Origin of the sequence: Bartonella sp. AP331QHHD (assembly GCF_042195905.1) — a bacterium.
Lineage (GTDB): Bacteria > Pseudomonadota > Alphaproteobacteria > Rhizobiales > Rhizobiaceae > Bartonella.
The window spans coordinates 166,210-186,525 of the sequence record NZ_JBHIPG010000031.1; the positions used below are offsets into that span (position 1 = coordinate 166,210).

Genomic DNA, 20,316 nt, shown 5'->3' on the forward strand with positions numbered 1-20,316 from the left:
AAAAAGAGAGCAGACTTTTTATTCTTGTCCAAAACTGTAGAGTTGTTATATTGCACCGCCTATATTAGCCGTGTTGGTGCATAATATTTTAGATTTTATGAAAATGAAAGAAAAAGGTTATGAATCATCCGGATATTGCTAGACGTGTTTACAATCACACTTGGAAACTTGATCCCATTATTCGGTCACTTCTTGATACGGATTTTTATAAGCTTCTAATGGTGCAGATGATTTGGGGGTTATATCCTAATGTTAATGTTACTTTTTCCCTCATAAATCGCTCTAAAACAATACGTCTTGCCGACGATATTGATGAGAGTGAATTGCGTGCCCAACTTGATCATGCTCTTAGTTTGCGCTTTACAAAAAAAGAAATGATTTGGCTTGCTGGTAATACATTTTATGGACGCAAACAAATTTTTGAACCGGATTTTCTTCAGTGGCTTGAGAATTTTCAACTTCCAGAATATGAACTCACCCGCAAAGATGGCCAATATATCCTTCATTTTCATGGACCCTGGGCCCATAGTTCCATGTGGGAAATTCCTGCCCTTGCTATTATTAGTGAATTACGTTCACGTGCTGCTCTCAAAAAACTAGATCGTTTTGCTCTTGATGTACTTTATGCGCGTGCTAAAGCAAAAATGTGGAGTAAAGTTGAACGTCTCAAAAAATTGCCTGATATTAAAATATCTGACTTTGGGACAAGGCGTCGCCATTCTTTTTTATGGCAGCGCTGGTGTGTGGAAGCATTAAAAGAAGGCATTGGTCATTCTTTTACTGGAACTTCTAATGTTCTTCTTGCCATGGATACGGATTTAGAAGCTCTTGGAACCAATGCACACGAATTGCCTATGGTTATTGCGGCTCTCAGCAACAATGATGATGAATTACGCAGAGCTCCGTATCAAGTCTTGCAAGATTGGAATCGTTATTATGGTGGAAATCTTCTCATTGTATTACCTGATACCTTTGGTACAGAAGAATTTTTACGCAATGCACCAGATTGGGTCGCTGATTGGACGGGTTTCAGACCCGATAGTGCGCCTCCTATTGAAGGTGGTGAACGTATTATTCAATGGTGGAAAGAAAAAGGAAAAGATCCACGCAAAAAACTTTTAATTTTTTCTGATGCTCTTGATGTCAATACAATTGAAAAAACCTATCATCATTTCCATGGTAAAGTGCGCATGAGTTTTGGATGGGGCACGGATCTTACCAATGATTTTACAGGCTGTGCACCTCAGGAAATCGAAACTCTTGATGCTCTTTCCCTTGTTTGTAAGGTGACCTATGCCAATGGTCGACCAGCCGTAAAACTTTCAGATAATCCTGAAAAAACGATCGGTGATTCAAAAGAAGTACAACGTTATCTCAATTTTTTTGGTAATAAAAAGCGAATTGCTAGACCTATAAAGACATAGTTTCCGGTTCTTTAAAACAAGTATATTGATCCATCATATTGTTTATAAGATTGATTTTTGTCCTACCCTAAGGACGAGGATTCTTAACCTTTGCTGGTCTGTAAACAGTTCGGCTGTTTTTGAGCAGATTCTACTTGGCCTACCACGCATACGCTTCACTTACATAAGGCGCGATAGATAAGACTTAAAAATATTTACGACGCATTAAAAAAATACTTAACGTGCCAAGGAAGTTTAGCCAAGGAGATTTTCTTATATCATTGTCATAAATAACGGTGCTATACGGCATAACAAGATACTATCATTTTTCATGTTGAATGAGCGCGCGCGAATATCATAAATTTTTCTCATTTTAACCCTGTTAAATCAAGCACACTCATCTCCTTGCATGTATGAAGGTTTTCAAGTTCTAAGGGTTATTGTTGTAGTTTGACAGTAGGTTTTATACTAAGTGGGAAGAGGTTGGATTAAGTAGGAATACGTGGTAATTTGTTGTTTTTATGTACAATTTTGACCATTCAATGCGCGTTTTATCAAAATAGATTTTGACACCTAAAATTGCAAAAATTACCGAAAATCAGAAAAAAGTGCGTTTCCATAAGTAAAAATGAGAAAAGGCTTTCAAAACCCTTTGAGAACATCTTTAAACTCTTTGAAAAAAATAAATTGGTACAAAATCTAGTGTCAAAATATACAAAACCAGATGACAAGCTATAATTGTAGCATTAGGAATTACTAAGGCAAAATTGGAGGATGACAAATAGCATGGTGACTATTGGTGTGCATTTTGAAAGGCAAGGATGATGGTGCTCAAATAGATTTTATACATGTTACAGGAGATTTTACTTTATCCATGTATAGTCTGCTATTATGAAATGAGTAAAGCGTTGAGAAATGTTTCATTAAAAATAAATGTGTAAATAACATGATTTGGGAGACCTTTTGTTTTACGTGAGGGGCATGACTTCATTAAAAAACAGAGAATGCAATAATATTTTTATTTCGAATAAGCTTTATACAAAGACAGAGAAATTATTTATTCGCATATTATAATAAGAATGCGTGTATATATAAAACCATTTGAAAAACTCTGTTGTTTCTTATGAATTATTCTTAAGTTAATAACAGATGTAACATTAAAGATTGATATAATAGACCGGCTTCTTAACTGTATAAGTATAAAAATGATGGTGTTTAGTAAGCTTTGTATTATATCCTCATTAAGAGATATGAAAACAAACGAAATGTCTTTTAGAAAGAAATGACTATCATATCAATGACTTTTTAATGATGTATATGTAGAGATTCATACAAACATGCTTTACAAAAATAATGACTCTCTTCCATGAATGTGATTTATCATTGTTTACCAAGTGAGAACATTTTGAGTGTTCATAAAAATTATTTCACAAACATATTATTAATTAATTGCGTTCAAAAAGCTTGCTATTTCATATGCATTTTGGAAATGGAGAGCTTATATTCAAAACTTAAAAGTTCTCATAGTTTTTACAAATAAGTTGAAGCTAAAAAGAGTATCCCATAAAGCCTTTTTTATCATTAGGAAGATGGACGTGTTACAATATAAATGGCAATCAGCAATAATATAACCGCAACAAGTAAAGAAATCCACAAAGGAGGGTGTAGCATTACAAAAAAGGATAAAAATCCTCCTGTCATACTCATCATTGCAAAAACTTTAACGAATGGAGAGATTGCTTTTTTTTCTTCCCATCGCTTAATAGGGGGACCAAAAATACGATGATTATTCAACCATTGATGAAAACGTGGAGAAGAACGCGTAAAACACCATGAGGCAACCAATAAAAAAGGCACAGTTGGCATAATAGGTAATACGACACCGATAATACCTAATATAACCATCGCCCACCCTGCTATATAATAGCAGATACGTAAAGGGTGCGATATCTTCAAATCTTTTTTCATTTTCTCGTACTATTTTCCTCTACGCAAAACCCTATACAAAAACATTGTATCTGTTTTTTTCTGTTTACATGTCTGAGTGTACAATTACGCTCTACCCCTTCATGCGTAAGTGTCTTTGCTGTTATAAGTTCCTTGAAAATACCGAATAGCTTACACAATATTATAATCATTTTAAATGATTTCAAGAAAAGAGGAGAGATTTTAGAAAAACAAAAAAATAAAAAGGCTGCAGAAGAAATCAATGCAGCCTCTTAATTAAGAATGCAGTGTTGGGGGGGAGAAAATTTACTGCATTCACCTGCTAGATATTAGGAGGAAAAATAACCTAGCACCCCAAACTCTAATTAAAATAAAAATGAGAAACAATATATAAAAATGCATGGCTGATATGCATGAATTTTAACACTTTCAAGTCTCTTGAACTGTGTTTCGACGAAAGAAAATCATCATGAAAATAGCCATAAAAATCAACGTCAAGATCAACACAATTGTGGAAGCAGAATCAGAGCCGATAAATAAGCTGAGATAAATCCCTAAAAAACCAGAAAAAGCTGCAACAAGTATCGCGATCATTAACATAAAAGAAAACCGCTTTGTGACAAGATAGGCAATTGCTCCTGGTGCTATCAGTAAAGAAATAACGAGTACGATACCTACAGCTTTCAAAGCCGCAACAATTGTAAGAGAAATCATCGTTAGCAGGGTATAGTGGAGTAGAGATATTGGTAACCCCATTGCACGTCCTTGAACTGTGTCAAAAATATACAGCATAAAGTCGCGCCATTTTGCTGCTAAAATAAAAGTGACAACAGCAGAAATGATTGCCGTCTGCGTTATATCAAGCCAGTTAACACCCAAGAGATTACCAAATAGAATATGATTCAAATCTAAGCTACTATAAATAGACGTGGCTAAAACAAGCCCTAAACCAAACATTGAAGAAAAGACCACGCCCATCACCGTATCCTGTTTGATACGGCTATTGCTCCCTAAAAAACCCGTTAATAGTGCACACACCATTCCTGCAACAAAAGCACCGCAAGTAATCAAAGTCATTGTAATATTCTCTGGACGCATATGCTGAAACCAAGCAAATGGCAAAGAAGTTAAAAATGCGATTACCCATGGTGTTGTCATATAACCAACAACAACACCTGGAAAAACTGCATGAGAAATGGCATCGCCTAACAGCGCCCATCCTTTCAAAATAAGAAAACAGGAAAGCATCGCCATGGGAATAGAAAGAATCATGACAATAAGCATACCCTTAAGCATAAAAGAAAACTGAAACGGAAGCAGTAATTGATCAATCATGATAATATTACACCCTTTTTTGCCGCATTTATGCGTAAGCGCGCAGCAATAAACCCATGTTTAGGAGCAAAAATAAAAGCCAAAACAAATAAAGATGCTTGAAAAAGCACTACAACCCCCCCCGTTTGTGCATTCAAAAAATAACTCACATAAACACCCAAGACACTTGTGAAGGTTCCAATTACAACTGCAATAACCAAGATGTTTACGAAACGATCACTTAAAAGATAGGCCGTTGCCCCAGGTGTCACAACAAGACAAATGACTAAGAACGCTCCAACGGTTTGCATCGCAGCAACGGTACAAGCGGCAAGCAATGTGAAAAAGAGAATCTTTAAAAATTTTACGTTTAATCCAATGGCATGCGCATGCGTTTCATCAAATAACGAAACAAGAAGATCTTTCCATTTCAAAAGCAATATAAGCAACGAAACAAAGCCGATAAAAGCCAATTGTAGAATATCTGTTGAACTCACTGCTAAAATATTTCCCAAAACAATCGTATCAATATTAACAGCCATTGGTTTTAATGATTTGAGAAACAACCCAAAGGCAAAAAAGGAAGAAAAAATGAGCCCAATAATGGTATCTTCTTTAAGCTTTGTCCGGTGGTTAAAAAAGAGCATTGCTGCTGCTGCAAGACCACCAGAAAAAAAAGCGCCGAGTGAAAAAGGTAACCCTAAAAGGTAAGCTCCTGCTACACCAGGAACAATCGAATGGGAAAGTGCATCACCAATCAATGACCAACCTTTTAACATCAAAAAAGCCGAAAGAAAGGCACAAACACACCCAACTAACCCAGAAACCCACATTGCATTCACCATATATTGATAGCTCAGTGGCTCAAGCAACCAAGAAATCATGCAACGTGCTCCACTCTTTCAATATCTTCACAAACGGCAGACTGCTTTCTTCCCATGAAAACATCATTTTTTTTTGTGGTTTGAAGATCAAAAATATGGTGGTGCAAAGATCCTCCAAAAGTTTTCTCCAGATTTTCCTTTGTAAAGATTTTTTCTGTTAACCCAGAAGCTAAAACGGTCCCTTTTATTAAAACTGTATGATCACAAAATTCGCGAACAGAACCCAAATTGTGAGTTGAAACCAAGATCACTGCTCCTTCTTTACGAAGATCTTGTAACAAAGCAATGATTTTATCTTCTGTTGTAACATCAACCCCTGTAAACGGCTCATCTAATAAAATAGCTTTTGCTTTCTGTGCAAGAGCGCGCGCTAGGAAAACACGCTTTTTCTGTCCACCAGAAAGTTCTCCAATTTGGCGCTTGGCAAAAGCCAACATATCAACGCGTTCTAAGGCAATACGAACGGCTTCATAATCTTGTGTACGGGCATAGCGAAAGAAATTCATATGACCATACCGCCCCATCAATACAACATCTTCAACCAAGACAGGAAAATTCCAATCAACATCTTCACTTTGAGGAACATAAGCAATGAGGTTTTTTTTCAAAGCTATATCAACAGGTAAATCAAACATGCGAATTTTTCCCTTTGAGGGGCGTACAAACCCCATAATCGCTTTAAATAACGTTGACTTACCGGATCCATTAACACCAACCAATGCCGTAATAGAACCCTTTGGACTTTCAAAATTCACTTCGCGCAAAGCTGTATGTCCATTACGATATGTTACCGTTACTCCTTGGGCAAATATTCCACATTCCGTCATTGGCTTTTTACTCCCTCTACTAAAGCATTGCTAATACGCCCACTCGTGACACGTAATAAATCAATATAAGTGGGTACCTCACCATTTTTCTCACTTAAAGAATCAACATAAAGAACACCACCGTATTTAGCCCCTGTTTCTCTGGCAACCTGCTTAGCAGGCGCAGGGGAAATAGTGCTTTCAGAAAAAACTGCATGAATATTGTATTTGCGAACCATATCAATAACATGCTTGACCTGCTGTGGTGTTCCTTGTTGGTCAGCATTGATGGGCCATAAATAAAGTTCTTTTAGATCAAAATCACGCGCCAAATAGCTAAAAGCCCCCTCACTTGTCACAAGCCAACGTTTGTCTTGCGGTACAGCTTCTAATTCAGCCCTAATTGGATCAATCGTTGCACGAATTTTCTGTTTATAAATTTCAGCATTCTGTTTATAAATTTCAGAATGTTCAGGATCATATTTTACAAAAGCATCGCGAATATTATCAACGTAAATCAAAGCAGAGGTCGGTGACATCCACGCATGAGGATTAGGTTTACCGCTAAAGGGGCCTTCACCAATTTTAATGGGTACAATACCTTTTGAAACAACAACACTTGGAACATCCTTGATATTTTGAAAAAACTTTTCAAACCAAAGCTCTAACTCTAAACCATTCCACAATACAAGGTTAGCTCCCTGAGCACGCATAAGATCGCGTGGGGTGGGTTGATATTCATGAATTTCCGCACCTGGTTTTGTAATGGATTCAACATCAGCGGCATCACCTGCTACATTGCGTGCCATATCAGCAATGATAGTGAATGTCGTAACAGCTTTAAATTTACCAGCACACAAAGCAAAATTAGGTGTAAAAAAAATAACACTTCCAAAAACTATGGTGAAAAACGTTCTTACGTTCATTGATTCTCTCTTTCCTTTATATGCCTTCTTTTTATTGCAAATAATTTGCATTATCATTTAGCAATAGCAGTTATCTTTTACATTTGCAATGAAGGATTAAGAGAAAAATAACTTTTCAAAATGTTTAAAAACAGTTTTTTCATATTGAAAAAATTGATGATTTAAGCAGCTTGTTTTGGTAAGGAGGTCCCCTTTCAAGAAGTTCTATAGCTCTTGAATGCCAAACAAAAAGGGAGCACTCAAAGATGCTCCCACTTCATGTAAAATATCTCATAAAAAATGAGAATACTCAGTAGCGTAAATATGCACCTGTCATTTTGGTAACATTATCCACGATCTTTGAGGCAAGCTTTTCTAAATCTTCATCTGTTAAAGTCCGTTCTATGGGCTGAATAGTTACTTCAATTGCAACAGATTTTTTATCTTCACCAAAGCTTAAATCTTCAAAAATATCAAAAACCTGCACTGAATGAATAAGTTTTTTATCGGCTCCACTTGCCGCCCGAATAATAAGAGAAGAGGCAACAGTTTTATCCGCTATAAAGGCAAAATCACGCCGCACCATTTGAAAAGGTGAGAGTTTCAAAGGAGGACGGCTTTTGGTCGTTTTTTTCTTTGATTCTGGAATTCGATCTAGAAAAATTTCAAAGCCGCATAAAGGGCCACTGACATCTAACTTTTCTAATGTAGCAGGATGAAAAACACCAAAAAAACCAAGAATAATCTTTGATCCAAGTTTTATGACACCTGAACGACCAGGATGATACCAATCCGGTGCTCCAACTTCAATCTGCACTTTCCCAACATCCATATCGCATGCTTCTAAAATAGCTAAAGCATCTGCTTTGGCATCAAAAACATCAACGACGGTTGCATTTCCATTCCAAAAACGCCCAGCCCCTTTAAATTGCTCTGTTCCGCGACGAATTCCACTAACAACACGGTGTTGTTTATCAGGGGTGTCGCCCTCATAAATACTTGAAACTTCAAACAAAGCAAGATCGGAAAAACCACGATCAGCATTTCTTTGTGCCGCCATAATCAAGCCAGGTAAAAGGGAAGGACGCATCATTGACATATCAGCAGCAATAGGATTAACTAATTTAAGCTCTTCTTGACCTCCTCCAAAAGCAAGAGCTTGATTTTCAGAAATAAAAGACCATGTCACCGCTTCTTTCATACCACGTTGCACTAGAGCCAAACGTGTAGCACGTGAACGAATTTGTGCGCATGTTAAAATTTGATCTTTTCCTTCTGCAAAGTTTTCCAAAGGAATAGGTTTAATTTTATCTAACCCATAAATTCTCATAACCTCTTCCACCAAATCGGCTTTACCCATAATATCAGGGCGCCATGATGGTACTTTTACCGTAACGACTTCTCCTTTTCCTTCAACAAAAAATCCAAGTTTTGTTAAAATAGAGATGACTTTTTCAGGTTCTATTTCCAAATTTGTTAAACGTTTAATTTCAGAAAAAGGAAAAGCGATCTGTTTGATTTCTTGTTGCTGATAGCCAACGATCCTCTTTTTAGATACTTCACCACCACAAAGACGTAAGACCAATTTTGTTGCAATCTCAAGTCCTGTGTCTATAAAAGCCGGATCAACACCTCGTTCAAATCGATAACGTGCATCACTGATAAGACCTAATGCTCTTCCTGTTTGTGCAATGCTTCGCGCATCCCAAAGCGCCGATTCAATAATAACGCGATGTGTTGTTTCATCACAACTCGTTCTTTCTCCGCCCATGATACCGGCAATCGAAACAACCCCCTCGTCGTCTGCAATGACACAATTCTTAGGGCCCAGATGATAGATTTTTCCGTTCAGTGCTTGAAGCTGCTCTCCTTCACGCGCGCAACGTACACACAAATTACCTTTAATTTTATCTGCATCAAAAACATGGAGCGGACGACCAAGGTCAAAACTGATGTAATTGGTCATATCAACAAGCGCATTAATCGGTCTCAGACCAATTGCATTCAAACGCTGTTGCATCCACTGTGGTGATGCACCATTTTGAACATTGCGCACTTCACGCCAAGCAAAACCTAAACATAATGATGAATCTTGCGAAAAATCTAATGAAACATCGAGAGGTGTTTCAAAGGAAGGATCAAATTTTGACAAGGATAATTCTTTTAATTTTCCCATTCCAGCGGCAGCAAGATCACGTGCAATACCACGAACACCTGTGCAATCGGAACGATTAGGGGTCAAACCAATATCAATAACCGGATCATCTAAACCAGCATAAGCTGCAAATGAACCTCCAATAGGTGCATCTTCTGGAAGTTCAATAATCCCATCATGCTCATTTGATAATTCAAGCTCCGCTTGTGAACACATCATCCCAAAACTTTCAACACCTCGGATTTTTCCTACAGATAATGTTACATCAAGTCCTGGAATATAAGTGCCTGGTAGTGCCAGAACACCAACAAGACCTGCGCGTGCATTTGGTGCTCCACAGACAACTTGAACAGGTGTGGAAGTCCCTGTATCGACTGATAAAATTTGAAGTTTATCTGCATCAGGATGCTTTATTGCTGTTAAAACTTTTGCAATCACAAAACCTTTTAAAGAAGACCGATCATCAACGTAATCAACCTCAAGACCTATAGCGGTTAATTTTTCACAAATTTCATTCAAAGATGCATTTGTTTCTAAGTGATCTTTTAACCAGGACAATGTAAACTTCATTTTAAAACCTCACATGAAAGCGATGACTAAGATCACACATTTCTATTAGGAAAAAAAGCAGGCATATCAAAGCAACGAAAGCCATAATGGTCTAACCAACGCAGGTCAGCATCAAAAAAAGCCCGCAAATCAGGCATACCGTATTTCAACATGGCAATACGATCAATGCCCATGCCCCATGCAAAACCTTGATATTCATCTGGATCTAAACCAACATTTTTCAACACCTGGGGATGCACCATTCCGCATCCTAAAATTTCCAACCAATCCTGCCCTTCTCCGAACTTTACTTCTGAACCAGAACGATCACATTGAATATCTACCTCCATAGATGGTTCGGTAAAAGGGAAAAAAGAGGGACGAAAACGCATTTTTACAGAGGGAACTTCAAAAAATGCTTTACAAAAAGTTTCATGCAGCCACATCATATGTGCAATGGTGGAGGTTTTATCAATGACAAGACCCTCGACCTGATGGAACATGGGAGAATGTGTTGCATCCGAATCCATGCGGTAAGTTTTTCCAGGAATAATGATTCGTATCGGTGCTTTTTGTTTTTCTAGTGTGCGAATTTGTACGGGTGATGTATGGGTTCGCAATAATTTTCGTTCTCCCATTTTATCAACATCAAAAAAGAAGGTATCATGCATTTCACGCGCTGGATGCCCTTCAGGAAAATTCAATGCTGTAAAATTATAATAATCTGTTTCAATATCAGGTCCCTCTGCAAGAGAAAAACTCAACTTTGTATAAATGGCAATAATTTCCTCAATCACTTGTGAAATAGGATGAATGCGTCCCCGTTCTATAGGTGAAGAGCGAACAGGCAAGGTAACATCAACTGTTTCACGAGAAAGACGGGCATCCATTGCCTGTCTTTTCAGAAGATCACGCTTTTGTGCCCATAATTCTAAAATGCGATTTTTTAATCCATTAAGAACTGGTCCAACTTTATGGCGCTCGCCAGCATCCATTTTTCCTAATTCTTTTAATTTTTCAGAGATACTACCTTTTTTACCCAATGCTGCAATACGCACTTCTTCAAGTGCTTGTTCATCACCTGCTGCCTCTAAGGCTAAACAAATTTCTTGTTCCAGACGCTCAATATCATTCATATTTTTGCCTATTTTTTAATAAAGAAAAACCCGCACTCGCAATAGCCAGCACGGGACCTCGAATAAATGAATGCTTTAAGAGAACACGACTGGCTTATTTGACAGCGCCTTCGAAAGCATTAGGTGTCGTATCTTTTAAATATTCTAAAGCTTTTTTTGCCGAAGCAACTAAAGCAGAAAATGCTTCTGCCTCATGGATTGCTATATCTGAAAGAACCTTACGATCAACCTCAATACCGGCTTTTGATAAGCCATCAATAAAACGTCCATAAGTTAAACCTTCTGCGCGAACAGCCGCATTAATTCTCTGAATCCACAAAGCACGGAAAGTACGTTTCCTATTTTTGCGGTCACGATAAGCGTATTGCTTTGAACGATCAACCGCTGCTTTAGCTGCACGAATGGTATTTTTACGACGACCGTAAAAACCTTCAGCCTGTTTAAGAACTTTTTTGTGCTTAGCGTGTGCTGTCACACCTCTTTTCACACGAGCCATATTATAATCTCCTCAAAATCAAAAGCGTAAGGTTTAAATACCATTCGGCAAATAATGCTGAATGACTTTTTTAGCATCTTGTTCACACAAAACCATTGTTCCACGTGCATCGCGAATAAATTTATTCGAACGCTTAATCATGCCGTGGCGCTTACCGGCAGCTGCTACTTTAATTTTGCCTGACGCAGTGATTTTAAACCGCTTTTTAGCGGATGATTTGGTCTTCATCTTGGGCATTTTGCTACTCCGTACATTAATTTATTCAATCAAACATTTTATTCACTCAAGCGGACCAACGCTTGAACAAGCATTTAAACAGCCACGGCATGCCCTGCCGGGCGGCTCTTAAAGACGTTTTCATAAGCTAGTATACACAAAATAGCAAGACCGTATTACAAAAAAATCGGCGCTCCATTGCCTTGAAGCTCAACCAAAGGTGCTGGAATTGCATTTGTTTTGATGGCTGCTTTACATAAATCGGCAATAATGCATTGCGTACATTGTGGTTTACGGGCTTGACAAATATAGCGACCATGTAAAATCAGCCAATGATGCGCATGGCGAATATAATGAACCGGTATAATCTTTAATAATTTTTTCTCAACAATTTCTGGTGTTTTTCCAGGCGCCAAACCAAGACGATTGCTTAAGCGAAAAATATGTGTATCTACTGCCAATGTAGGCTGACCAAAAGCAACATTCAAGACCACATTAGCCGTTTTGCGCCCCACTCCAGGAAGGGCCATGAGTGCTTCACGCGTATCGGGTACTTGACCGCCATAATAATCAATTAAACAGTTGCAAAGCGCATAAACATTACGTGCTTTTGCACGCCAAAGGCCAATTGAACGGATATGATTTGCTATTTCTTCTTCCCCTAATGCAACCATTTTTTCCGGTTGATCAGCAAGGCAAAATAATTCTTTTGTCGCTTTATTAACGCTTACATCTGTCGCTTGAGCCGAAAGCACAACGGCAACTAAAAGTGTAAAAGTATTTATGTAGTTAAGATCACTCTTAGGTGTTGGGCGTTGCACAGAAAAACGGCGAAATATTTCCGCAATTTCATCTTTATTATACAATATACTAGATAAATTTCGCACCTTTGATAATTTTATGTTACTTTGAGGCATTGAACTCTCTTAAATCTTCTCTCTTGAAGTTATCATTCACGCTCGCCATATGAGAGGAGTGCAGCGAACACTTTTATAGAGTTTGGTCAAGTAAAGCCGTTTTAAAGAGGATACTCATGAATGACACATGTGACGCCTTTCTCCAATCCTTTTCTTTTAGGGTTTGAAACCGTAGAAAAAATATTGCAACGTATCGGTAAAGCTGATGAGGCTTACCCAGCCTATAATATTGAACGTTTGCATAAAAGTGATGATGCAAATCATATCCGGATAACTTTGGCTGTTGCTGGATTTAAGATTAACCATCTTAATATTTTACTCGATGATAATCAATTGGTTATTCATGGTAAACAAACAGACAACCAAAATCATCAATATTTATATCGCGGTATAGCTGCGCGACAATTCCAGCGAACCTTTGTTCTCGCGGAAGGGATGCATGTTACAAATGCAGAGTTGAAAAATGGTCTTTTATCAATTAATCTGTATCAACCAAAATTAAAAAAAGAAATAAAACAGATTCCAATTAAAGTCAGTAGTGGTGAGTCATAAAAGTTAAGGCGTAAAGGAACAGTGAAATGGGAGAACACAAACAAAACTTGTCGTTTCAGAACACATCCTACTCTGATGCGGGACAGATTGCCTATTTAAAAAAAGTTTGTACGGATGATCTGGCTAAAAACTTTCCAGATCTTCCACCAATGACCCCAGGCATTACGATATGGGCTCTCTTTGGTGAAACAGGTTATCCTATCATTTTATCCGATGAGCGTTCTATCGCCCTTGCTGGAGCCAATGAGCATGAACTACAAATTGTAACTCTGCACTAGATTACCTTACGAGAAAAAGCTGTACTCTTTATAAATTCTATCTGTTTTTTCGTAAAGGGTGTAATGTGAGTTATAATTAGATTAAGTATTGATTTATATTCATAATTAATTTTTTACAACTGGAATGAGAGTCCCGAATATCATAAGGTTCTCTCATTTGAGATCTTCTTATATTGAAACAATTAAAGTCACTTGCTTGATGTCATAAGCAGGGAGAGCCATGTGGATAAAAACACTTGAAGAAAGGAATAAAAATATCTCTTTTTAATTGTCTCAATTACCAAGGACGTTCACGATATGGGGATAAAAAAATGTATGATGGTGTCAGTTTTCTTCTTCATAAGTGTGAAGATGTCCCTTATAGATTTATATTATTCACGGGGGCTGTTATACCATTCATAGGCGCTATCGTGAAATGGGCTCGAGTGCATTGAAAGATGTCTCTTTAAAATGAGTATAAAGGCTATACAAGTGTATTTTGTTTGGTGTGTTTTGTTCTTCCTGAGGGGAGTAGCTCTATTGAAGAGTGTAAAAACAAAAGCATGAGATAATGCGTCATCATTATTTAAAAGATATTTTTATGAATGCGTTTGAAAGGTGTAAAGCTGAATTATAAGGAGATGATAGATTTTTATCACGATTTCTTTATATTCTTTCCAATTCCAGAAATTACGCAAACAGATAGATGCAATATGCTAACCAAATCTGGCATACAAAAATCTGGAACAGTTCGTGTCATACTGAAGCGTTTTGATATTTGTCTCAAACGTGGACTTGCACAGGGATTAGATGTTGATTAACAGGTAATAAAAAACAAAGGCTTTATGAAAAAGTTTATGCAGAGCTTTTAATTTTGTGCTTCAAATGCCGCAGTACAAGGTATTTTTCTCTTTTGAATATTAAAGCTCTTGTTTTTATAATGAAGTTACAGCACAACAAGCAAAATGGAATTATTTGAGGGGAAAAAAATAATGCCTTCTTACCGTTCAAGAATATCAACCCACGGGCGTAATATGGCAGGAGCCCGCGGACTTTGGCGTGCAACAGGGATGAAAGATACTGATTTTGGTAAACCCATTATTGCGATTGCGAATTCTTTTACACAATTTGTACCAGGGCATGTTCATTTAAAAGATCTTGGGCAATTAGTCGCACAACAGATAGCAGTTGCCGGTGGTGTTGCGAAAGAATTTAATACCATTGCTGTAGATGATGGAATTGCGATGGGGCACGATGGAATGCTCTATTCGTTGCCCTCACGTGAAATCATTGCTGATTCTGTAGAGTATATGGTTAATGCACACTGTGCAGATGCACTTGTTTGTATTTCTAATTGTGACAAAATTACACCTGGTATGTTAATGGCTGCTTTACGGTTGAATATTCCGACAATCTTTGTTTCAGGCGGTCCTATGGAAGCAGGTAAGATTAAATGGAAGGATCAAGATCTAACGGTTGATTTGGTCGATGCCATGGTTGCAGCAGCTTCAGAACAAAATTCAGAAGAAGAAGTTGCTGAAATGGAGCGTGCTGCTTGTCCTACATGTGGTTCTTGTTCAGGAATGTTTACGGCCAATTCTATGAATTGCTTAACGGAAGCATTGGGGCTTTCTCTTCCCGGAAATGGATCAATGTTAGCAACACATGCAGATCGACGAATGCTTTTTGAAGAAGCTGGAAAACAGATTGTTGCATTGGTTAAACGTTATTATGAAGAAGATGATGAAACAGTTTTGCCGCGCTCTATTGCTTCACGCAAGGCTTTTGAAAATGCAATGACCGTTGATATTGCCATGGGGGGATCAACCAATACAGTACTGCATCTTTTAGCTGCAGCGCAAGAAGGTGAGGTGGATTTTACCATGACGGATATTGATCATCTTTCACGTTGTGTTCCTGTTTTATGTAAGGTTGCTCCTGCTGTTGCAAATGTACATATGGAAGATGTTCATCGCGCTGGTGGTATTATGGGGCTTTTAGGTGAACTGGATGCGGCAGGACTCATTGATACATCAACTTATACGGTTCACGCAAAAACAATGAAAGAAGCTCTTTACCGCTGGGATGTAAAGCAAACTAATGAGCCAACAGTTCATGCATTTTATCGTGCCGCTCCAGGTGGTATTCCAACACAGACAGCTTTTAGTCAATCTTGTCGCTATGAGACCCTTGACCTTGATCGTGAAAAAGGTGTGATTCGCGATAGGGAACACGCATATTCACAAGATGGAGGATTGGCAGTTCTTTATGGGAATCTTGCAAAAGATGGCTGCATTGTAAAAACAGCAGGCGTTGATCAATCAATTTTAACTTTTAAAGGTCCGGCAAGAATTTTTGAAAGCCAAGATTCAGCTGTTTCAGCTATATTAACTGATAAGATTAAAATAGGTGAAATTGTTTTAATCCGTTATGAAGGCCCACGTGGTGGACCTGGAATGCAAGAAATGCTTTATCCAACGAGTTATCTCAAATCTAAAGGATTAGGCAAGGTTTGTGCACTTGTTACAGATGGACGTTTTTCAGGTGGAAGTTCAGGGCTCTCAATAGGACATATTTCACCAGAAGCTGCTGAAGGAGGAGAAATTGCGTTGGTGGAAGAGGGGGATATCATAGAAATTGATATTCCAAATCGTAGAATTCATATGTTGGTGGATGACGTTGAGATGAACCAGCGCCGTTCTAAGATGGAAGCAAAAGGAAAAGGCGCTTGGCAACCGATTGAGAAGCGTCAGCGTAAAGTTTCAAAGGCTCTCAAAGCCTATGCAGCGATGACCACATCTGCTGCAAAGGGTGCAGTACGTAATATTTGATGAGTTGAATAGAGATAGTGCTCTGATTTTTTGCATCTTTTGCACGATATTCTAAGCTAATTATTTTATGAGTTTATGAACTTATCAGAATATTTCGAGTCATGATGAGTATGATTAAAAAGCTATCAATACAACTAAAAACTGCGGTAGATTGCTTATTTTAGCAGCTATGTAAGACAGATACAGTATAATTACTTTTCATATCATATTCCAATCTTATATGAGATTATGATTTCTTATTACTCATAATTTATGAAAGATATTTATTGTACTGGTGGCATTATCTTGTTGTACCGTAAAAACACTGTCATTTAGAGCTGTGATATACGGCATCTTCCTTAAATATTAAGTGTGTTTTTAGTGTGTGGTGAATATTCTTAGACTTGTTTGTAAAGCTTTGAGTTTAAGAGAAGCACATGATTAGGAAGTCAAGGAAAATTCGTTAGAAGCTGGACTATTTGCAGACTTTATTCGAATGAAAATCCTTATCCATTAAGGTGTGGGAAGGAGTTGAAGGATGTTTATGAAAATAAAGTACAGCTGTGATATATCTGATTATATGTTTCATATGAAAACAGTAAAAGAGCTCTTTATAACTTAAAATGTGAAGAAAATACGAGACCCATTATCTATGAATTTATTATGCAAAATGGGATGGCATTCCAACACCAACAGCTTTAAACTAGAAATGTTGCTATGATAACAATAATATCGATCGTGAAAAAGCATAATTCACTAAATATGGCGTATTTGCAAGGTGGAGGAGATTTCATGACAATCTTTACAAAAAACGACTATCTTGTAAAAATAGTCGATCTTGACCAATTTTTTGTATAAGAGCCAATATTAATCTAAGGGAATATGAAATATAATGCATAGGGTTTTGCCTATAGGCAATTACACTTATCAAAATATATTATGTAGAAAAGCGATGGGAATACGATAAATAACTGTTTATGCTGTGGTATATCAAAAATGGTTACGTTATCTCCTATTAAGAAGGTTTTTTAATAAAAAATAACATCTGTTTTCTATAAAGGGTTACTCTTTTCAAGCTGTTTGAGGTGGTAAATTGCTTCTAAAGCTTGTTTAGGAGAGAGTTCATCGGGATGAATATTTTTTAAAGCTTCGTGAAGTATACAATGTTTGTTTTTTGCTTCATTGACGGGAGATGTTGCTTTAAGAGAAAAGAGTGGTAAATCATCAATGAGTTTATGTCCTTTTCCAGCCATTTCGCCTTGTTCTAATTGATGGAGTACATCTGTTGCTCGTGTAATAACGGCTGGGGGAAGTCCAGCAAGCTTTGCGACTTGTACACCATAGGAACGGTCAGCGGCTCCTGGTGTGACCTCATGAAGAAAAACTACATCACCATCCCAATTTTTGACTTTCATGGTTACATTATGCAGTCTGTCAAGTTTTTCGGTAAGTGCAGTCATTTCATGAAAATGGGTAGCAAGAATAGCACGACAATGGTTAACTTCATGGAGATATTCAACAGCAGCCCAAGCAATAGAAAGTCCATCAAAGGTTGATGTTCCACGTCCTATTTCATCAAGAATAACAAGGGAATGGTGGCTAGCATGATTGAGAATCGTTGCTGTTTCAACCATTTCCATCATAAAGGTTGAGCGCCCTCGTGCAAGATCATCGGAAGCCCCAACGCGACTAAATAGGCGATCAACGACACCAATATGTGCTGAAGTTGCTGGAACGAAGGACCCCATTTGCGCCATAATAGCAATAAGAGCATTTTGCCGCAAAAAAGTTGATTTTCCTCCCATATTAGGCCCTGTCAACAGCCAGATTGCTGCATATTGCTGATTTTCTTGCACAGAGAGATCACAATTATTGGCAATAAAAGGTTCTGCTGCTTGTTTGCGGAGTGCTTGCTCAACGACAGGATGGCGTCCTGCTGTAATGCGAAAGGTAAGTGAAAGATCAATTTTAGGGCGGCAATATCCTTGTTCTTCAGCAAGATATGCTAAAGCGACAGAGACATCTAAAATAGCAAGTGCTTCAGAGGCTTTACGAATAAAATCAACTTGTTTGGTAATTTCATGAACGAGAATATCAAAAATCTCTAGTTCAAGTGTCAATGCGTGATTGGCAGCATGGGCAATACGGCTTTCAAGGTCAGCGAGCTCTGTTGTCGTAAAACGCATAGCGTTTGCCATTGTTTGCCGATGAATAAAACGTGCTTTAGCTTGTGGATTATTTGTAAGGGAAGATGCTTGTGTGCTGGTTACTTCAATGAAATAACCTAGAATATTATTATGCTTTATTTTAAGCGTCTTAATATCTGTTTCTTGGGCATATTGCGCTTGAAGTTCAGCAATGACACGGCGAGATTCATCACGTAAAGCACGCATTTCATCGAGCTCTTTATGATAATTAGAACGAATAAAACCACCATCACGTTTAAGGAGTGGGAGATCATCAGCTAATGCCTGTTCTAAATGAAAGTATAACGCTGTGGGTAATTTTGAGAACACCTGTTGTACATCACTTATTTCTTGAGGCAGAAGCTCATTATCAAGAAGTTGATGCAATTCATGAATGATTTCAAAGCCACGCTGGATTGTCGCCATATCACGGGGACCTCCTCGTCCAAGAGCCAAACGTGAAACGGCGCGGGGCATATCTGGTCCCCCCTTTAAAATAAGCTTTATCGCTTCTGCAAGAGAAGGATTACGTAGAAAAAAATCGATAGAATCCAAACGCGTATCAATAGCTGAAGGAGTTGTGAGGGGAGCAATAAGGCGGTCAATAAGAAGGCGTGATCCTCCTCCTGTTACAGTGCGATCAATAGCTTTTAATAAACTTCCATCCCGTTGACCTGATGTCGTACGAATAAGTTCAAGGCTTAGTCTGGTTGCAGCATCAATAAAAAGAGTTGCACTTTCATTTTGGCGCTCAGGCTGCATGAGGGGAGGGCGATGCGTGATTTGTGTTTTTTCGATATAACGAATAGCAGCTACAATTGCAGAGAGTTCACAGCGTGAATAATCGGCAACGCCTTCAAGAGTTGAGAGTTTAAAATAATTGCAAATATCGCGTTCAGCGGTGAGTGCATCAAAGAGACAAGCAGGTTGAGGTGAAACGATACGATCAAGAACACTAAAAAGTGACTTGTGAGATTTATCATGAAAAAATGAATCAGAAACAATGATTTCTTGTGGATCCACACGCATAATATCTGCTAAAAGTTTTTCTTGGCGGCTCTCTGTTACACGAAATATGCCTGTTGAGATATCAATCCAAGAAAGAGCAAATTCCTCTCCATCGCTAGTTTTTATACGGGAAAGTGTCATCAAATAATTTGCGCGTGTTGGATCAAGGAGTTTTTCTTCTGTTATTGTTCCAGGTGTTACAAGACGAACAACATCACGCCGAACAACAGATTTTGAGCCACGTTTTTTTGCTTCAGCAGGATCTTCTATTTGTTCACAAACAGCAACTCGGTAACCACAAGCAATCAGTTTTTGTAAATAATCATCTGCAGCATGAACGGGAACACCACACATAGGAATATCTTGTCCTAAATGTTTTCCGCGTGCTGTGAGTGTGATTCCTAAAGCCTGAGCAGCTTCAATCGCATCATTAAAAAATAATTCATAAAAATCCCCCATTCGGTAAAAGAGAAGGGAATCATGATGGACGGCTTTGATTTCTATGTACTGCTCCATCATAGGTGTAAGACGTTCTTGAGAGGAAGCAGATGGGGAGGCAGGCTGTGGAATTAAATTATTTTTATGATTGTTTTTTTTATCCATTTGTACGAGGCCTGTTTCCTTTAAGTGAAGTTTTTACTCTTTTTTGTTTACTTCAATATCTATTTATCTCTAAATTGCAACGCATCATCAGATTTGCTAAGGCAAGAATAGCGATTTCTAATATATGAATCAAATTTAATGACTATACGCATTATCAAGCAAAATTTACACT

Annotated in this window: 16 protein-coding genes; 5 read left to right on the forward strand and 11 right to left on the reverse strand. The window is 37.9% G+C overall.

Features of this window, described 5'->3' with window-relative positions:
• Positions 1-119: 119 nt before the first annotated feature.
• A complete protein-coding gene (gene pncB, locus ACFIMS_RS04040; protein WP_375611404.1) occupies positions 120-1,424 on the forward strand; it encodes a nicotinate phosphoribosyltransferase in 1,305 nt (434 codons plus the stop codon).
• 1,560 nt (positions 1,425-2,984) lie between these two features.
• On the opposite strand, the gene ACFIMS_RS04045 is transcribed toward pncB, so the two are convergent.
• The 10 genes from ACFIMS_RS04045 to nth form a co-directional block, all read right to left on the reverse strand.
• Positions 2,985-3,371 carry a YbaN family protein gene (locus ACFIMS_RS04045; RefSeq protein ID WP_375611405.1) on the reverse strand — a complete coding sequence of 129 codons (387 nt, stop codon included), beginning with the start codon at positions 3,369-3,371 and terminating at the stop codon, positions 2,985-2,987.
• A gap of 408 nt (positions 3,372-3,779) precedes the next feature.
• On the reverse strand, positions 3,780-4,685 hold the full coding sequence (locus tag ACFIMS_RS04050) for a metal ABC transporter permease (protein WP_273790250.1): 906 nt from the start codon (positions 4,683-4,685) through the stop codon (positions 3,780-3,782).
• The gene (locus tag ACFIMS_RS04055) at positions 4,682-5,548 is read right to left on the reverse strand and encodes a metal ABC transporter permease (protein WP_375611406.1); all 867 of its coding nucleotides are present in this window, start codon (positions 5,546-5,548) and stop codon (positions 4,682-4,684) included. Before ACFIMS_RS04055 ends, ACFIMS_RS04050 begins: the two co-directional genes overlap by 4 nt.
• A complete protein-coding gene (locus tag ACFIMS_RS04060; protein ID WP_273790252.1) occupies positions 5,545-6,375 on the reverse strand; it encodes a manganese/iron ABC transporter ATP-binding protein in 831 nt (276 codons plus the stop codon). Before ACFIMS_RS04060 ends, ACFIMS_RS04055 begins: the two co-directional genes overlap by 4 nt.
• Positions 6,372-7,280 (reverse strand): metal ABC transporter substrate-binding protein, encoded by a 909-nt coding sequence (locus ACFIMS_RS04065; RefSeq protein WP_375630541.1) that lies wholly within the window; start codon positions 7,278-7,280, stop codon positions 6,372-6,374. The genes ACFIMS_RS04060 and ACFIMS_RS04065 overlap by 4 nt, the downstream gene beginning before the upstream one ends.
• Before the next feature lie 289 nt (positions 7,281-7,569).
• On the reverse strand, positions 7,570-9,984 hold the full coding sequence (pheT, locus tag ACFIMS_RS04070) for a phenylalanine--tRNA ligase subunit beta (RefSeq protein ID WP_375696405.1): 2,415 nt from the start codon (positions 9,982-9,984) through the stop codon (positions 7,570-7,572).
• A gap of 32 nt (positions 9,985-10,016) precedes the next feature.
• Positions 10,017-11,099 (reverse strand): phenylalanine--tRNA ligase subunit alpha, encoded by a 1,083-nt coding sequence (gene pheS, locus ACFIMS_RS04075; protein WP_375696406.1) that lies wholly within the window; start codon positions 11,097-11,099, stop codon positions 10,017-10,019.
• A gap of 94 nt (positions 11,100-11,193) precedes the next feature.
• Positions 11,194-11,595, reverse strand: a complete 402-nt coding sequence (gene rplT, locus ACFIMS_RS04080) for a 50S ribosomal protein L20 (protein WP_012754515.1) — start codon at positions 11,593-11,595, stop codon at positions 11,194-11,196.
• Between the two features lie 33 nt (positions 11,596-11,628).
• Positions 11,629-11,832: a 50S ribosomal protein L35 gene (rpmI, locus tag ACFIMS_RS04085; protein ID WP_183193590.1), complete on the reverse strand. Its 204-nt coding sequence runs from the start codon at positions 11,830-11,832 to the stop codon at positions 11,629-11,631.
• A 155-nt stretch (positions 11,833-11,987) separates the two neighbouring features.
• Complete coding sequence (gene nth / locus ACFIMS_RS04090) at positions 11,988-12,728, reverse strand: endonuclease III (protein ID WP_375612818.1); 741 nt, start codon at positions 12,726-12,728, stop codon at positions 11,988-11,990.
• A 120-nt stretch (positions 12,729-12,848) separates the two neighbouring features.
• Here nth and ACFIMS_RS04095 point away from each other — a divergent pair, with 120 nt between their 5' ends.
• The 4 genes from ACFIMS_RS04095 (at position 12,849) to ilvD (ending at position 16,368) form a co-directional block, all read left to right on the forward strand.
• A complete protein-coding gene (locus tag ACFIMS_RS04095) occupies positions 12,849-13,280 on the forward strand; it encodes an Hsp20 family protein (protein ID WP_375612819.1) in 432 nt (143 codons plus the stop codon).
• A gap of 26 nt (positions 13,281-13,306) precedes the next feature.
• Positions 13,307-13,558 carry a DUF1150 domain-containing protein gene (locus tag ACFIMS_RS04100; RefSeq protein WP_012754519.1) on the forward strand — a complete coding sequence of 84 codons (252 nt, stop codon included), beginning with the start codon at positions 13,307-13,309 and terminating at the stop codon, positions 13,556-13,558.
• Positions 13,559-14,178: 620 nt separating this feature from the next.
• Positions 14,179-14,358 (forward strand): hypothetical protein, encoded by a 180-nt coding sequence (locus tag ACFIMS_RS04105; RefSeq protein WP_375652402.1) that lies wholly within the window; start codon positions 14,179-14,181, stop codon positions 14,356-14,358.
• A 171-nt stretch (positions 14,359-14,529) separates the two neighbouring features.
• Positions 14,530-16,368 carry a dihydroxy-acid dehydratase gene (ilvD, locus tag ACFIMS_RS04110; protein WP_375638162.1) on the forward strand — a complete coding sequence of 613 codons (1,839 nt, stop codon included), beginning with the start codon at positions 14,530-14,532 and terminating at the stop codon, positions 16,366-16,368.
• A 1,031-nt stretch (positions 16,369-17,399) separates the two neighbouring features.
• Here the strand turns inward: ilvD and mutS are convergent.
• Complete coding sequence (mutS, locus tag ACFIMS_RS04115) at positions 17,400-20,144, reverse strand: DNA mismatch repair protein MutS (RefSeq protein ID WP_375696407.1); 2,745 nt, start codon at positions 20,142-20,144, stop codon at positions 17,400-17,402.
• Positions 20,145-20,316: the final 172 nt, after the last annotated feature.

What these genes read in the sequence shown, in the direction of transcription:
- ilvD (WP_375638162.1), top strand. Translation starts at nt 14,530, where the DNA reads ATGCCTTCTTACCGTTCAAGAATATCAACCCACGGGCGTAATATGGCA.
- ACFIMS_RS04065 (WP_375630541.1), bottom strand. Translation starts at nt 7,280, where the DNA reads ATGAACGTAAGAACGTTTTTCACCATAGTTTTTGGAAGTGTTATTTTT.
- pheT (WP_375696405.1), bottom strand. Translation starts at nt 9,984, where the DNA reads ATGAAGTTTACATTGTCCTGGTTAAAAGATCACTTAGAAACAAATGCA.
- mutS (WP_375696407.1), bottom strand. Translation starts at nt 20,144, where the DNA reads ATGGATAAAAAAAACAATCATAAAAATAATTTAATTCCACAGCCTGCC.
- nth (WP_375612818.1), bottom strand. Translation starts at nt 12,728, where the DNA reads ATGCCTCAAAGTAACATAAAATTATCAAAGGTGCGAAATTTATCTAGT.
- ACFIMS_RS04060 (WP_273790252.1), bottom strand. Translation starts at nt 6,375, where the DNA reads ATGACGGAATGTGGAATATTTGCCCAAGGAGTAACGGTAACATATCGT.
- ACFIMS_RS04100 (WP_012754519.1), top strand. Translation starts at nt 13,307, where the DNA reads ATGGGAGAACACAAACAAAACTTGTCGTTTCAGAACACATCCTACTCT.
- pheS (WP_375696406.1), bottom strand. Translation starts at nt 11,099, where the DNA reads ATGAATGATATTGAGCGTCTGGAACAAGAAATTTGTTTAGCCTTAGAG.
- rplT (WP_012754515.1), bottom strand. Translation starts at nt 11,595, where the DNA reads ATGGCTCGTGTGAAAAGAGGTGTGACAGCACACGCTAAGCACAAAAAA.
- rpmI (WP_183193590.1), bottom strand. Translation starts at nt 11,832, where the DNA reads ATGCCCAAGATGAAGACCAAATCATCCGCTAAAAAGCGGTTTAAAATC.
- ACFIMS_RS04055 (WP_375611406.1), bottom strand. Translation starts at nt 5,548, where the DNA reads ATGATTTCTTGGTTGCTTGAGCCACTGAGCTATCAATATATGGTGAAT.
- ACFIMS_RS04050 (WP_273790250.1), bottom strand. Translation starts at nt 4,685, where the DNA reads ATGATTGATCAATTACTGCTTCCGTTTCAGTTTTCTTTTATGCTTAAG.
- pncB (WP_375611404.1), top strand. Translation starts at nt 120, where the DNA reads ATGAATCATCCGGATATTGCTAGACGTGTTTACAATCACACTTGGAAA.
- ACFIMS_RS04095 (WP_375612819.1), top strand. Translation starts at nt 12,849, where the DNA reads ATGACACATGTGACGCCTTTCTCCAATCCTTTTCTTTTAGGGTTTGAA.
- ACFIMS_RS04045 (WP_375611405.1), bottom strand. Translation starts at nt 3,371, where the DNA reads ATGAAAAAAGATTTGAAGATATCGCACCCTTTACGTATCTGCTATTAT.
- ACFIMS_RS04105 (WP_375652402.1), top strand. Translation starts at nt 14,179, where the DNA reads ATGATAGATTTTTATCACGATTTCTTTATATTCTTTCCAATTCCAGAA.